This window comes from Paenibacillus sp. RC73 (assembly GCF_044908085.1).
GTDB classification, from domain to species: Bacteria; Bacillota; Bacilli; order Paenibacillales; family Paenibacillaceae; genus Paenibacillus; species Paenibacillus terrae_A.
Genome location: NZ_JBIYCV010000007.1, coordinates 118,339 through 132,953, shown reverse-complemented (window position 1 = coordinate 132,953; position 14,615 = coordinate 118,339). Strand labels below are relative to the sequence as shown.

Here is a 14,615-nt window from a genome sequence, read left to right as displayed (position 1 = left end):
TTCCTAGTTAACGTTAACGACCTCGTCCTCGAAGCGGCCGATATTATCATTGGAGCCGATGATGACCATAATATCGTCCGCTTTTAGCCGATCCATCGCTGTTGGTGCAATCAGGATACCGTTCGCCGTATGAAGCGCGACGATGCTGCAACCAAAGCGGGTGCGGGCATTCAGCTCAGATAGCGTTTTGCCATGCAGACATGCAGGAACGTTGAGTTCTACAATACTGTATTCCTTGGACAGCTCCAAATAATCAAGCAAATTAGGCGTGACCAGTTGATGCGCGACCCGTATCCCCATATCCCGCTCGGGATAAATGACCCGGTCCACACCGAGCTTTTCCAACGCCCGTCCGTGCAGCACAGAAATCGCTTTGGCAACGACTTTGCTCACTCCCAGCTCCTTTAGCAAAATGGCAGCCAGAATGCTGACCTGAATATCAGCACCAATCGCAACAATGCCGCAATCGAAATTGCGGATGCCCAGTGATCGTAGTGAATCCTCATCTGTAGCGTCCGCCACGACGGTATGCGTCAACAGCTCACTCATACTGTCCACAACATCCTCATTCCGGTCGATGCCAAGCACCTCGCACCCCATATCTACCAATTGCAAAGCCAGGCTTGAGCCAAATCGTCCCAAACCAATAACTACAAACTGCTGCGTTTTCATATCTACTCGAAAACTCCCTTATCTGAATCAATTTCATAAATGATTGATTCATCCTATAATCATTTTGCCTTCCGGATGACGATATAATTCCTTACCCTTTTTCGGAGTCATTGCATAAGCGAGCGTGAGCGGACCCAATCTGCCCGCAAACATCGTCAGGGTAATGACCAGCTTGCCTATAACTGTCAAGTCAGGTGTAAGTCCCATGGACAATCCCACCGTCCCAAATGCAGACACCGTCTCGAATAATATCATCAGAAAATGATGATCCTCGGTTGCCGATAAAATCATCGTCACGCCAATCACAAACAGCAGCCCAAGCAGTGTAATAGTCAAAGCCTTGTAAATTCGCCCCTGCGCAAGCCGGTATTTGAACAGCACAATATCCTCCCGACCCCGCAGCATCGAAATCACGGCTCCAATGAGCAGCGCAAACGTTGTCGTCTTAATACCGCCTCCAGTAGAGCCAGGAGAAGCACCGATAAACATCAATATAACGATGAAAAACTGCGTGGCCTGTCGCAAGCCAGCGATATCTAACGTATTGGCACCTGCGGTGCGTGGTGTTACGGACTGGAATAAAGATCCCAGCAGCTTTCCACTCCAATCCAGCGAGCCCAATGTCTTCGGATTGGTAAACTCGAATACAAAGATGACGAGCGTACCGACTACAATCAGGGCAGCCGTCATACTGAGTACCACCTTGGTATGCAAGGAAAGTCTCCCGCGCTTGCGGTATTCTACCAGGTCCGACATAACCACAAAGCCGATGCCACCCGAAATAATCAGAAACATAGCTGTAAAATTAACAATAGGATCATACACATAACCTGTCAGGCTGCGAAATTGACCGAATAAATCAAAGCCTGCATTGTTAAACATGGAAATCGCATGCCAGATTCCAAAATAAATCGCCCTGCCTACGGGCATATCAAAGGACCAGCGAATCGCGAATATCGTGGCGCACACGCCCTCAATAATTAGCGAGTACAGCAACACCCTACGAATCAATCCGACAATTCCCTCAACAGAAGTCTGATTCATCGCTTCCTGCAAAATCAGGCGCTCCCGCAAGGAAATGCGGCGCTTGAACACCAGCGCAATCAAAGTAGCCATCGTCATAAAGCCGAGACCACCAATCTGGATCAGCGCAGCGATAACCACCTGACCAAAGGTGGTAAAGAAGGTACCAGTATCCTTAACGACAAGACCTGTTACACAGGTTGCGGAGGCAGCTGTAAACAAAGCATCTATAAATGCAAGCGGCTTCCCCGTTGTATTGGAAATCGGCAGCATTAACAACAAGCTGCCTATAAGAATGATAATGGCAAAGCCCGCAACAAATATCTGCGGTGGAGAAAGCCGAAGCCATCTTGCATTGGGATTCATCTATTTATCACTGCTCCTACTAGGTGAATTATGAGCATGGAGACGCTCCGGGTGCAGATTGTTCTTCCGATTGCTGTTACCCCCGGATTTTTTTCTGATTTTATAAGCCCTTTTAATGGTTAAAATCCGGTGGTAAAGGCAAACGCTGGCGCTTCTTCAGAACAATTCTGCCCCCTCCGCTACTGCCAGCTCATAAAATCACCAATCTCTTTTCAGTTTCTTTAGTCCGTTTTTTTAGCAAACAGAAAAGTATCCGCAGAGCAAGATACTTTTACCTATCAGTACTCATCACACTTCATACCTCACTACCTCATGAAACGTTTAGTGACTTTAAGGCGGGCAGCAGCGCAGCGATCCATTTGAATCTGGAGAAGCGGTAGCGCTCGCCTTTGTCTCTGAATTTTAACCTTAACAGGGCTTATCTAATCCAATAAAATTCAGAGACAACAGCGATCGGAAGATCAAATGGAGCGCGAAGCGGACTTAACTCAGCTACGTTTTAATCGCACAAAAAAAGACACCGGAAAACCGAGTGCCTGACTTGGTTCCTGCTCACAGCCTACGAGGTTAGCTGACGGATTCGGGCAGCACAGTATGCCCTATTCACACTTCCGGTCCGGGACCGGCTGTGAAATTCACCCCAGTAACATGGTTCCCCCGTTTTCCTATGGAAATTCGGCTCAAAATGTATATCGTTACCTATGTATTTCATATCCATTGCCTCAAGATTATAATCTTTATGTATGCAGAGCACAAAACCGATTTCGTCGAAATAACGTTAAATTAGCGGTAATTTGAGAATAGGCCACCTTTAATCGCAGCTTATCTTATTTTATTGAAACTTTAAAGTGCTTTCACTCCATTTTCATGAATATCGTAGGTCTGTTGGCGGGAACCTGTGCAGTATGATATCTTTAATGGATGTTCTTATTTACAGATTAAGGAGGAAACTCATGAATCCTATCGGGAAACCGGTCGTGCTCACGGCCAACTTCAAAAGATTAGGCTTGCTGGGCGCGATTGGCCTGATTTGCTTTTTTGTCTTTCAATTGCTTATTCCCTCATTTAGTAATCCGAATCCGGAGGCACTGGCGAATGCCAAGGTCATCAGCAAGCAGGAAGCAGTCATACACGCGCTGGACTTCGCCCGCTCCGAGCTGAGCTATACCGAATTACGGTCTAAGGAGCCTCTGGTGACCTATCAGGCCGAAACGGACCTGTACGGTTATTTATCCAGAGAAAAGCTGCTTCAACAGTATGACCGTACATGGAAAAAAAGTTATCCTTACGAAACCTTCCGGGTCGATTTGCCGGAACCTTCTTCGAAGAGCAAGTTGCAAATTCATGTGGATTTGTCCACTGGCAAAGTCGTTAGCTTTAAACGAATTACCTCCAGCACCAGTTACACACAAGCTGATATTTCTACGGATGAGCAAGCACGTAACAGGCTTGTACGTGCAGCTGAGGGAGACATGACGCTGGATGCGAAGGAGCAGGCAGCGACAGCTTGGGTGAAGCGCTTTGGCTTTAAGCCGTCGGACTTGAAGCTCGCAACAACCGATGGCGAGGGTGGATTGAAGTATACCGTGGACGATAAGAAAATCGGTTCCTCGGTGCTTACACTGGCTTTTACTTTTGAAGACGGGGATGTTCGCTCGTTTACACAAAGCTTTTCTGCCCCATCGTCCTATACGGATTATGTCAAAAAACAAACGTACTGGGCAAACTGGATGACCTACGCGGGTTATGCCTTATTAAGCATGGTCTTGGGCATACTTGCCATCGTATACGCCTCACTCACACGACGCCACACTTCCTTTGTACGCGGCATTGTTCTGTCCATTGTATATTTTGCTGCCAGTATGGCAGGAACATTTAACATGCTACCTGTACTGCAAGCGGAAGCAGGCGTACGGGGAGCGCTTATATTTCTTATGATTTTGCAAGTTGTGGTTTCCTTCGTAATGGCTGTAGCGATCTACTTCTCCTTGGTCGGCGGTGACGGGCTGATGCGCAAGGTTGGACTGAATGCATGGCCACGCGCCAAGGAGTCTGGCTATGGGCTGTATGTGCTTCGCAGTATGTATGTTGGCTACTTGTGGGCCTTTATTTTACTTGGGGTGCAATCCATTTTGTTCTTTGTACTGGAGCGCACGCTTAATACGTTCTCCACAACAGATGCCACACAGTCTCCTTATAACATGGCTTATCCATGGCTACTGCCGATTATGGCCTGGATGGCTGGTATTGGAGAGGAAGCCGTATACCGTCTGTTTGGTATTCCGATGGTGAAAAAAATAGTAAGAAATACTTTTGTTGCCTGTCTGATCACCACATTGATTTGGGCACTGGGGCACACACTGTATCCGATCTATCCGGTCATTTCCAGACCGATTGAGCTGACCTTCCTTGGATTGCTGTTCAGTTTTGTGTTCCTGCGCTACGGCTTTATTGCCGCCATGTTCAGCCACGTTATTTTTGACAGCATTCTGATGGGACTGAGTGTGATGACGCTGGGAGATAGCGTGAACCTGTTCGCAGGTATATTCTGGATCGTGCTCCCTGCCATTGTGGCCTATATCATGTACTGGTTTAGTCCAAAGAAACCAAATCGAGTCATGTTTGAGCCCATAAAAAAAGAAGAGCCGTATTCTACGACTCCTCCTCCCGAAGGGCAGCTATAATCTGACGCGCAAGCTTATCACCGATAGAGAGAGGCCGGAAGTCTTCGACGCTGGCCTCTCTTATTTTTTTAAGTGAGCCAAAATGCTTAAGCAGCAGCTTACGCCGCTTCTCGCCAATTCCCGGAATCGAGTCCAAACGAGAGGTTACCATGGATTTGCCCCGTTGCTCACGATGGAATGTAATGGCGAATCGGTGAACCTCGTCCTGAATGCGTTGCAGCAGGTAAAATTCTTCACTGTTGCGGGCCAGTGTCACGGCCTCTGGAGAATCCCCCACCAGTAGTTGAGAGGTTCTATGCTTGGTATCCTTCACCAGACCACACACAGGAATGAACAAACCCAGTTCATTCTCCAGCACATCCACAGCGGCCTTAATCTGTCCGCGTCCACCATCGACGACGATCAAATTCGGACGCTCCAGATTTTCCTTGAGCACACGTTCATATCGACGCCGAATAACCTCACGCATCGTTTCATAATCATCCGGCCCCTGCACTGAACGGATTTTATATTTACGGTATTCCTTCTTGGCAGGCTTGCCATCAATGAACACAATCATTGCCGAGACTGGATCGGAGCCCTGTATGTTGGAGTTATCAAACGCCTCCACCCGATGCAGGCTATCCAGCCCAATCGCACGCCCCAGATTGCTTGCAGCCTTGGATGTCCGTTCCTCGTCCCGCTCAATCAGCTTAAACTTCTCATCCAAAGCAACCCGTGCATTTTCCGTAGCCATACCCGTCATTTGCTTTTTCAGTCCACGCTGAGGCACCAGTACCTTTACATCCAGCCATTCAGCCAGAGCGAGTGCCGCCGTAGCTGGTTCCTCCAGCCCGCCGGACAGTTGGGCTTCTGTCTGGTCCTGCTCCGTTGCTTCTCCATAAGAAGCACGCTCTTCGGCCACCAGCAGTGCATCCGCGGAACGCTCGAACGGCTGCTCTTCATTTGCCACATCCGATAATGTCCCTGCTTCTTGTACAGCATTGTTACTGGTCTGTGCGGTTCCCTCGGTTGTTGCAGTGTGAGAAACAGCTTCCGTCACAGCCGATTGACCGACATCACCCTGTTCCGCCTGCTTCATCAGCTTCGGTGTATCCGGCAGCAATATTTCCTGCGGCACCGCCGGGTTATCACTATAATATTGCGTCACATAGGACATAAAGTCGCTGTAGGCCTCGCCATAAAAAGGAAACGTAGACATATGCCGCTCGATCATTTTACCTTTACGAACATATAGGATCTGCACACACATCCAGCCCTTGTCTACCGAAAATCCAAATACATCGCGGTCCTTCGCATCGGCTGTCGTGATCTTCTGCTTTTCCATCATCGCGTCAATGCTGATAATCTGGTCGCGTAGCTCCTTGGCACGCTCAAAGTACAGCTCCTCTGCGGCCTCCTGCATTTTGCGTTGAAGATCCTTTTTGATTTCCTCATGCCCGCCACTCAAAAAAGAACCGATCTCCTGACCAATCTGGTCATACGTTTCCTTCGCAACCTCTTTCACACAAGGGCCCAGGCATTGATGCATATGATAATAAAGGCACACTTCCTTCGGCATCACACCGCACTTGCGTAACGGATACATACGGTCCAGCAGCTTCTTCGTCTGATGTGCCGCGTAGGAATTAGGATAAGGGCCAAAATATTTTGCTTTATCTTTCAGAACGCGCCGGGTCACCTCCAGCTTGGGGTGCTCCTCGTTCGTAATTTTCAAATAAGGAAAGGTTTTGTCATCCTTCAACAGCACGTTATAGCGCGGCTGATGCTTTTTAATCAGGTTGCACTCCAGAATGAGCGCCTCCATATTACTGCCCGTAACGATATATTCAAAATCACGGATATCGGAAACCAGTCGCTGCGTCTTGCCGTTATGGCTGCCTGTAAAATAGGAACGGACCCGGTTTTTCAGCACTTTGGCCTTGCCGACATAAATGATGGTGCCCTCGCTGTTCTTCATCAAGTAACAGCCCGATGCATCTGGCAGCAACGCTAATTTGTGTCGTATGTTCTCCAGCGCCTTCTCCTGATTCCGCAAGTCCTCCGCATAAGATTCCATTCGCCCGGTTCCTCCTTCCATTCTTATAATGACTGCTCGACTACTATATAATATACAGGAATAATACACAAAAACGCCCCCGGTATTTACAACCGGAGGCATTGACCGTTCATGGCCGCTCCCCAAGCCCCCGCAGGAGCATGGGTCACATGCGATAATTACTGGTGTTTGGTAAGCATGCTTTTCAGCGCTTCTTTGGAATTCAGACCCACCACTTTATCAACGGGCTGTCCGTCTTTGAAGACGATCAGGGTAGGAATGCTCATAACGCCGAAACGGGAAGCAGACTCTGGGTTTTCATCCACGTTCACTTTCGCGATTTTGACGCTGTCGCCAACTTCTGTGGACAGATCCTCCAGAATAGGAGCGATCATTTTGCAAGGACCGCACCATGGCGCCCAAAAATCAACCAAAACGGTTCCTGTACCTTCGACTTCTGCGTTGAAGGATTGGTCGGACACGTTAACAATTGCCATTGTATGTTCCTCCTTTATAGAAAAGTCAAGATTATTATAACCTGTAATTTCTTTTTTGACACCTTTTAATTATATCACAATAGTTTTTTAATTGTAAGATATCAAAATAGCAAATTGATTTACAATTATCCTCGCTGATTTTTCCCTTTAACGGTAATGACATCTACAAAAGGGCGAATCCGGTCCATCAAACGCTGTCCCTTGTACAATTCCTCACCGTCCTTGCTCGTAAAGCTCAGATGCTTCTCCAGCCCTTGCAACGAATAATTCGAAGTATAAAAGGTAGGTTTGCGGTTCATTCGATAATTTAAAATCGAGCCCATCACATGATCCCGTACCCATGGACTCAAATTTTCGGCTCCAATGTCGTCAAATACGAGCAGATCACAATTTTTAAGCATTTCAGTCGTTTCCTTCAGCTTCTGCCCTTCCTGAATCATGGACTTTAAGTCCTCCACAAAATCAGGCATATACACAATCACACCGTTCAGTCCGGACAGGGCCAGCTCGTGCAGCAGATATCCCATTAAAAAGGTCTTACCCGTACCAAACGTACCTTCCAGGTAGAGTCCTTTTTTGGATAAACCCTGGCTTTTCGTTTCTTCGATGTAACGGAATAGTTGTGTGACTGCGGGCATACGTTGTGCATCCTTACGTGCAATCTCAAGGGCATTATAGCCTTCCAAGAGCGCACGCTCATCCACATAAAAGCTTTTAATCCGCTGACGCACCCGCTGTTCGTGCTGTGAAGCTACCAGTTTGGCGCAAGGGGTACGGATGTCCACCATTTCGGCTGTACCATTTGGGTATTCTACGCCCAGCTTGCAAAAATGTCCCTGAAAATCGTTAGGACACTGTTCGAGTCCCGGACAATTGTCGCAATTTCGACGATCCCGGGCATACTGAAAAAGCATACTCATGTTTAATCGCAGTTGTGTTTCGTCAATATCGTGATGCGCAGCACAAAATTCCTGCACCAGCGGATCATTGAGAACCTGATCGGCCACATTGCGCGTGCGCTGGCGAAACGAAGGGTTCTGCATCTGCTGTAGCAAATCGCCCAGTGATTCCAAGAACGCTCCTCCTTTCTAAAATGTACAGAATTATGGAGGGGAGATGCTTCGCATGCAGATTGTTCTTCCGATTGCTGTTATCCTCAGATTTTTCCTATTGGAATAAGGATTTAAAGGTTAAAATCCGGGGATAGCTTATGCTTACGATGCCAGCTTTCCTTCGGAAAGCTTTTAGGCAAACGCTTCGCTTCTACAGAACAATTCTGCCCGCTCCGCTGCCGACCGCCATAAAGTCGACACATATTTGAATTGGCTTCGCTGAACATTTTTATAATACCTAATTGGTTTTGGATCAAAACCAATTGATAGTTTGATTTAGCGTAGAGCTATCCACTACACCTTTTTTTGCTTGCCGGATTGCATTCGTTCGGCCAGGCGCAGCAATTCATCCAGTTCTTCCTCGGATACCGGTTCCTCGGCAGGATGATCCTGTACGATGGGAATGGATGGCTTGGATGGGCCGTTGTTTTTGGCATACGAACGGGAACGGCCGCCGGAAGGAGAGGCAGCGGACTGCTTGCCTTTTACCTTGGCTTGGTCACGTATATATTGAACGGCCTTTTCGTAGGTACTTACCTGCTTTAACAGCATATTGGAAGCGACGGCCTCGACAAAGTTTCGGTTGATCCGCTGATCGCTTCCTGATACCAGCAGGGACATTAAATAATGGATAAGTACATTGATGACTTCACCGGGCAACTTGTAGCTGATATCAATCTTTTCGAATATATCCAGCAGGTTACCGGGAACCGTGCCGGGGAAAAAGGTTTGCAACAAACGACGATAAGGCTCGTTGCGCAGCATCATATTATATTGGTGAATGTCGCATTTAGCTGTGAACTGTGGTGGAACTTCCACATAGAACTCCATTTCCACGGCCTGCTCCGCAGGAGGCTCTTCCGAAGTGGCAGCTTCTCTCTGACGCAGAGCAACCACTTTGGCGGCCTGCACCTGCTGTTCCTCCTGACGCTTCCGATCCTGTCTGGAATGCTGGCTGGCCCGGAGTTGAAGCTCGTCTAGCAGCAAATCGCCCGCTTCGGTAAAAACACCGTCCTCATCCAGCAAGCGGCTGATGTCCTGTACAGATAAGTCAAATTTGCGAACAACGTAATTGACCATGCCTAACTGCTCGTGCTCAAAACGCAGACGCTCTACATGCTTGCGATTAACGGATTCGCGCGGAAAACGGAGAATGATGTCCGCATAATTCAGCCCTTCCTCCGACTCTGCGGCCAGAGCCCCATTGTGACGGCCCGAAGACACCTCGGACAGCGCCTGCTCCAACTCGTAATCAATAACATGGGTGTTCAGCTCAAATAACTCGTAAAACGGAATAGATATATTCTCTTTATTATAGGAAGATTGCGACCATTCCGCAGAATCGCTGCTCCACAGCGATTCTCGCAGAGAAAGCACCGCAAACTTGCCAATTTTGTCTCTCAACAAAAGAGTAAGATGCTGCGTCCTAAAAAAATCGGCAGGCGCAAGCGGTGGCTGCATCTCATATTCATACATATAGTCGTCCGTTTCCGGTGCATACAGCCTGGACGTCTGCAACAGACCGACAGCCTCCAGCTTGGAGGTCTGTTCAATTAGATACTTGCGTCCCTTCTCACTTGGCTCCAGCCCTAGTGTCAGAAAAAGACGACGCTGCTGCTCCAGCGGCGAATAACCGATCTGTCCGGCTGGCACATGCTGGAACAATAGCCGATACAGGCTGACCGCAAATGCGCCTACCATCGGCTGATAGACGCTTCCCAGCATCAATTCATCCAGTGCGCTCAAGCCGAATTCCCGATAAACGCAGTAGCGGTGGTTCTCAGTATAGTGCAGCAGGTTTTTCATCCGCATTCCAACATTCTTCCTTTCCTGACATAACGGTCTCCAAGATGTTTTTCTATTCTATCATACTTGACCCCAACTGAGACCAGCAAAATAAGTCCAATTGTCCTCCTTTTTGGCAGCCTCATTCGTCCGTGTTCCCCTTTTTTCGAGAATACTAACTATTTTACGACTTGTGACCTGCATCACGGAAAAAACAAAATTCTTCACATTTCTTTCATTGGTGAAAATCCTTTATTTGGGCTACAATATAATAGTTAAGCATCACATATTTCTCATACGCAGGACATACTTAAAGCGCACATGTTTCGGCCATGCCGATGATTATTTACAGATTTGAAAAAGGAGTGACCATTGTGAACCAACATCAACCTCAACAACCCCCATCAACGCCAAATGAAGTAGCATCCACGCTGGAAGGCTGGTATGCACTTCACGATTTCCGATCCATCAATTGGACGGCATGGAAAACAGCAGACGATGAAGAACGCGCCGGGGCGCTGGACGAGCTTCAAGAGTTTATGAAGGAATGGAGCGTTACCGAGGAAGCGGGTCTGGGCAGCTCTGCCGTATATACTGTAATCGGACAAAAGGCTGATTTTGTGATGTTACATCTACGCGAAACGCTGGAAGATCTCAACAAACTCGAAAATGATTTTAACAAAACAACCTTTGCCAAATATACGACTAAAACCTACTCTTACGTGAGTGTGGTCGAGCTGAGCAACTATTTGAGCAAAGAAGAAGATCCGATGCAAAATCCGCAAATTGTTGCACGTCTGAAGCCTGTTTTGAACAAGGCTCGATATATTTGCTTCTATCCGATGAACAAAAAACGCGATCTGGATGACAACTGGTACATGCTTTCGATGGACGAGCGTCGCACTCTGATGCGCAGTCACGGTTTGATCGGACGCAGCTACGCCGGCAAAGTGAAGCAAATCATTTCCGGCTCCGTCGGCTTTGACGATTGGGAATGGGGCGTAACACTGTTCTCCGATGATGCCCTTCAATTCAAGAAGCTCATCTACGAAATGCGTTTTGACGAAGTTAGTGCCCGTTACGGTGAATTCGGCTCCTTCTATGTCGGCAGCGTGTTGAACGAAGAAACATTTGAAGACATGTTAAAGCTGTAAAACGCAAATCACCAGAACCCTTTTAAAATAAGACTACCAAGGATTTCGTGAACTCCCGCTTTAGGGAATGCGGAATCCTTTTTATATGCTGCAAAGCCGCACAAGATGAGAAAAGGCCCCCTCACAGGCGCCTGAAAAATCATATTCTTTGATATTAGTGTAACACAGGTTCAACCACTACAGCTGCATCCTCGCTTTTTGCCAGCTTTCTTTTCTCCAGAGCAATCAGAATAAAGATCAGAAGCAACAAAGCACTTAACAGGATCAAAAATCCTCCAACCTCAGGAATGAAATACTTCAAGCTTCCGCCCTTGAATCCCATCCCTCTCAAAAACTTGAAATGCCAGGTTAATGGAAGAATGTTACTTACATACTGCAACGATGGAGGTAGCATAGCTACCGGCAATTGAGCACCACTCAGCATAAACGAAGGCAATATAAGCAGCATGAGACGCGGGGAAGCTTTTCCCGGATTAGCCGCACTCCATCCCAGAACCATTGCAAACAAACCCAAAGTAATCGTGTACAGTAGAAACGGAATACTCATTTGCCATACATTGGCCTCAAAACGGAGTCCGCCGATCTGCTTGAGCAAACCAATGGATAGAAAAAAGGATACACATCCAACTACCGCATACGGTATGACCCTCAGAATCAGACCGTATGAATGCTGCAGCTCATCTTTTAATCGTCCTTCCTCCCGTAAGCGAGGAACAATCGTCAGCGCAGCAGCACCAATCAGTGAAATCATGACCGTATTCATGAACCCCATAACCGAGGTCATCAAAGTAACATTGGTCGGATTATACAGCAGACGCTGCTGGAGTAGCATATTGGAGGTAAGCCCTGTAACCTGGCTGTCACTCATTCCCATGCCCCTTAGTCCACCACCAGCCAGCATCGCATTTTCCGTGGCAATGATCTCCGTCACCGCCGACCGCAGATTCCCTGTAGCCAGCCCGACCGTGTTATCTACATAAAAGCCGATGTTGCTCTGGACTCCCTTAACTCTATTCTCCTCCAGACCTGCCGGAAGATAAATCACTGCAAAAAACTTTTCATTATATAAGAGTAAATTCGGATCGGTTTCATTCTCTTGCACATAACGTACATCAATGTACTGGGATGCATTTAATTTATTAATAAGCTGTCGGCTATAATTGCTATGATCTAAATCGACTACAGCCACAGAGGCATCATTAAGCTGATTGTTTTTAAAAACAAACCCTAAAGATGCCGATACGACAATCGGGACGAGCAGCATAACGAATACCAGCTTGCCGCTGATCAATAGCTTCCATTCTTCTATAAACGCCTTCATTTCGTCACAACCTCTATCGTCATTCCAGGTAATAATTCAGGTGTTCGCTGAACATCTACCCTTACCTGGAAGGAGCTTATATCCGACAAACCTTTATCCCGGCTCATTCTCATGTTGGTATACTGCGGAGCAGAGGTAACGTATCTCACCTTGCCCTGGATATTTTTGTCTAAAGCTACGACATGTGAAGCCACATTTTCCCCTGCTTTAAACTGTGAGATGGAATCCTCATCCACATAAATATCATAGTATAGCTGGTTGGTTTCAATAACGACGCCTGTTGCCCCCGTAGCAACGATTTCTCCCATCTTGGGAACAATGCGGGACACTTTACCGTCTGCGGATGCCTTCAGCACCGTACGTCCGCGCTGCAATTCCAAGGTTTTGAGCTGAACGCTTAATGCCTGCTTTTGTTGAGCCAGAAGATCCACGTTGTATTCACTATTTTTAACATCTTTACGTGTTTGGGAGGTCTGGGTTAGTGCTTCCTTGGCCTTTTCTGTTTTGATGCGGGCCTGTTCGCGTTCCTCTGCGGTTGCACCTGCCTCCATTTTTTCCAGAGCGGTTTGCTGCTGGGCGATACTATTTTTAGCAATGTCGGATTGTTTGCTGGCCGCAGTAATCTGATTATTGGCAATCTCCACCTGATCCCGGGCTGTATCTAGCACAATTTGTGCAGAATCCAGTTGGTTTTTAGCGTTATCCAGCTCCGCCTTGGTTCCAGCCCCAGCATCGTACAAAGCTTTAATACGGTTGTAATTGACTTTAGCCAGTTCCAGCGCCTGTTGTCTGGAGGTCACTGTCTTTTGCGCGATCTCTGCATTTCTCTTGGATGTCTCCACTCCTGTCAGAGATGCGTCCAAAGATTGCTGCGCCGCTTCAATAGCCAGCTTTTGCTTCTGGATATCCTCCGCACGTGTGCCTTGGTTCAACAGGGATTCTCCCGCTTGCGCAGCCTGAATATCGAGTTGCCCCTGTTTTTCTGAAGTCGAAATTTTCTCTGACTGATTTTGCAGTCCGTCTTTAGCCTGCTTTATTTTTACATCAGCCTGCGCGATATCCGTTTTTAATTTCTCAATTTGCAGGTCGAGGTCCACAGGATCGAGGGTCATGAGCACATCCCCTTTTTTCACCTGTTGTTCCTCCTTCACCTCAATGGTGTTCACTCTTCCCCCAACGCCCTGAAAGGCAGCATTTACGGTATCTGCCGTAAGCAGCGTGTTTTTTTGTGTGGCAGCCATACTCACAGCATCCTTGCCGCTCATAGCCATCAGCGTACCTCCAGTACCTAACGCGGCAATAAGTATAACGTACACAATGATCTTTTTATTCATTGCAATGAACTCTCCTTCATGATGATTTAGCCAATAATAAGCGGAAAATGATTGTTTTAAAAAACAAGTACGCAATCTGATAGTACGACGTCTAACTATCGGCCTTGGGAAAACATTTATTCCCGTTTTATTCGCTCCACACCTGTGGAAAGCTTCTGTAGCATCCCCGCGAAGTGGACATGATCTTCCTTCGTAAATTCCTTCAATAAATCGGAAAAAAGCTGAATGAACATCGGAATTCTTTCCGTCATTAACTGTCTTCCTTCCTCAGTCAAGGAGATTGCGGTCATACGGCGATCCGCCAGCGTACTTCTTCGGATGATACCGTCACGTTCCAGCTTGTCGATTACACTGGTTACGGTTGACCGTGTTACTCCTGAATATTCGGCCAGTTCAGATGGAGTCAATGCACGTTCATGCAGATACAGCGGAATTAAAATTTTCAGACTTCCAATCGATAGTCCATATTCGGACAGTCTGGAGCACACACCATTGTATACTTCATGAGCTGTCTGCATGAAAAGCGCTAGCGTACTCAACGATTGGGGGTCCACATGGGGAAATTTTTCTGCCAATAAATTTATCTTTTTGGGATCACCCTTGAAGTTAAAATCAGAATACAACGTGAA

Annotated in this window: 11 protein-coding genes and 1 riboswitch; of the genes, 2 read left to right on the top strand and 9 right to left on the bottom strand. The window is 47.3% G+C overall.

Going from position 1 to position 14,615, the window contains the following annotated elements; all coding sequences use genetic code 11:
- Positions 1-3: 3 nt before the first annotated feature.
- Positions 4-672: a potassium channel family protein gene (locus ABH897_RS17910; protein WP_044645478.1), complete on the bottom strand. Its 669-nt coding sequence runs from the start codon at positions 670-672 to the stop codon at positions 4-6.
- Between the two features lie 48 nt (positions 673-720).
- Positions 721-2,061, bottom strand: a complete 1,341-nt coding sequence (locus ABH897_RS17905; protein ID WP_283653161.1) for a TrkH family potassium uptake protein — start codon at positions 2,059-2,061, stop codon at positions 721-723.
- A 541-nt stretch (positions 2,062-2,602) separates the two neighbouring features.
- Positions 2,603-2,752, bottom strand: a riboswitch (cyclic di-AMP (ydaO/yuaA leader).
- A 262-nt stretch (positions 2,753-3,014) separates the two neighbouring features.
- On the opposite strand from ABH897_RS17905, the gene ABH897_RS17900 reads away from it, so the two are divergent.
- Positions 3,015-4,745 (top strand): CPBP family intramembrane glutamic endopeptidase, encoded by a 1,731-nt coding sequence (locus ABH897_RS17900; RefSeq protein ID WP_283653162.1) that lies wholly within the window; start codon positions 3,015-3,017, stop codon positions 4,743-4,745.
- Here the strand turns inward: ABH897_RS17900 and uvrC are convergent.
- From uvrC to ABH897_RS17880, 4 genes are all read right to left on the bottom strand, one after another.
- Positions 4,714-6,804: an excinuclease ABC subunit UvrC gene (gene uvrC / locus ABH897_RS17895; RefSeq protein WP_283653163.1), complete on the bottom strand. Its 2,091-nt coding sequence runs from the start codon at positions 6,802-6,804 to the stop codon at positions 4,714-4,716. The two genes, ABH897_RS17900 and uvrC, sit on opposite strands and share 32 nt — an antisense overlap.
- Positions 6,805-6,962: 158 nt before the next feature.
- Positions 6,963-7,280 carry a thioredoxin gene (gene trxA / locus ABH897_RS17890; RefSeq protein ID WP_010347861.1) on the bottom strand — a complete coding sequence of 106 codons (318 nt, stop codon included), beginning with the start codon at positions 7,278-7,280 and terminating at the stop codon, positions 6,963-6,965.
- Positions 7,281-7,405: 125 nt separating this feature from the next.
- Positions 7,406-8,353, bottom strand: coding sequence for a primosomal protein DnaI (gene dnaI / locus ABH897_RS17885; RefSeq protein ID WP_404592527.1), 948 nt, complete (start codon positions 8,351-8,353; stop codon positions 7,406-7,408).
- Between the two features lie 333 nt (positions 8,354-8,686).
- The gene (locus tag ABH897_RS17880; RefSeq protein ID WP_404592526.1) at positions 8,687-10,204 is read right to left on the bottom strand and encodes a replication initiation and membrane attachment family protein; all 1,518 of its coding nucleotides are present in this window, start codon (positions 10,202-10,204) and stop codon (positions 8,687-8,689) included.
- A gap of 347 nt (positions 10,205-10,551) precedes the next feature.
- On the opposite strand from ABH897_RS17880, the gene hemQ reads away from it, so the two are divergent.
- Entirely contained in the window at positions 10,552-11,331 is a 780-nt protein-coding gene (gene hemQ / locus ABH897_RS17875) for a hydrogen peroxide-dependent heme synthase (RefSeq protein ID WP_404592525.1), read from the top strand.
- 154 nt (positions 11,332-11,485) lie between these two features.
- Here the strand turns inward: hemQ and ABH897_RS17870 are convergent, their stop codons facing one another.
- The 3 genes from ABH897_RS17870 to ABH897_RS17860 form a co-directional block, all read right to left on the bottom strand.
- Positions 11,486-12,652 carry an ABC transporter permease gene (locus tag ABH897_RS17870; protein ID WP_283653167.1) on the bottom strand — a complete coding sequence of 389 codons (1,167 nt, stop codon included), beginning with the start codon at positions 12,650-12,652 and terminating at the stop codon, positions 11,486-11,488.
- Positions 12,649-13,986: an HlyD family secretion protein gene (locus ABH897_RS17865; protein WP_404592524.1), complete on the bottom strand. Its 1,338-nt coding sequence runs from the start codon at positions 13,984-13,986 to the stop codon at positions 12,649-12,651. The genes ABH897_RS17870 and ABH897_RS17865 overlap by 4 nt, the downstream gene beginning before the upstream one ends.
- Positions 13,987-14,102: 116 nt before the next feature.
- Entirely contained in the window at positions 14,103-14,504 is a 402-nt protein-coding gene (locus ABH897_RS17860) for a MarR family winged helix-turn-helix transcriptional regulator (RefSeq protein WP_404592523.1), read from the bottom strand.
- Positions 14,505-14,615 lie beyond the last annotated feature (111 nt).

Excerpts from the sequence above, each read along its gene's own strand:
- ABH897_RS17880 (WP_404592526.1), bottom strand. The coding sequence starts at position 10,204 with ATGCGGATGAAAAACCTGCTGCACTATACTGAGAACCACCGCTACTGC.
- ABH897_RS17905 (WP_283653161.1), bottom strand. The coding sequence starts at position 2,061 with ATGAATCCCAATGCAAGATGGCTTCGGCTTTCTCCACCGCAGATATTT.
- ABH897_RS17865 (WP_404592524.1), bottom strand. The coding sequence starts at position 13,986 with ATGAATAAAAAGATCATTGTGTACGTTATACTTATTGCCGCGTTAGGT.
- ABH897_RS17900 (WP_283653162.1), top strand. The coding sequence starts at position 3,015 with ATGAATCCTATCGGGAAACCGGTCGTGCTCACGGCCAACTTCAAAAGA.
- uvrC (WP_283653163.1), bottom strand. The coding sequence starts at position 6,804 with ATGGAATCTTATGCGGAGGACTTGCGGAATCAGGAGAAGGCGCTGGAG.
- trxA (WP_010347861.1), bottom strand. The coding sequence starts at position 7,280 with ATGGCAATTGTTAACGTGTCCGACCAATCCTTCAACGCAGAAGTCGAA.
- ABH897_RS17860 (WP_404592523.1), bottom strand. The coding sequence starts at position 14,504 with ATGCAGACAGCTCATGAAGTATACAATGGTGTGTGCTCCAGACTGTCC.
- ABH897_RS17910 (WP_044645478.1), bottom strand. The coding sequence starts at position 672 with ATGAAAACGCAGCAGTTTGTAGTTATTGGTTTGGGACGATTTGGCTCA.
- ABH897_RS17870 (WP_283653167.1), bottom strand. The coding sequence starts at position 12,652 with ATGAAGGCGTTTATAGAAGAATGGAAGCTATTGATCAGCGGCAAGCTG.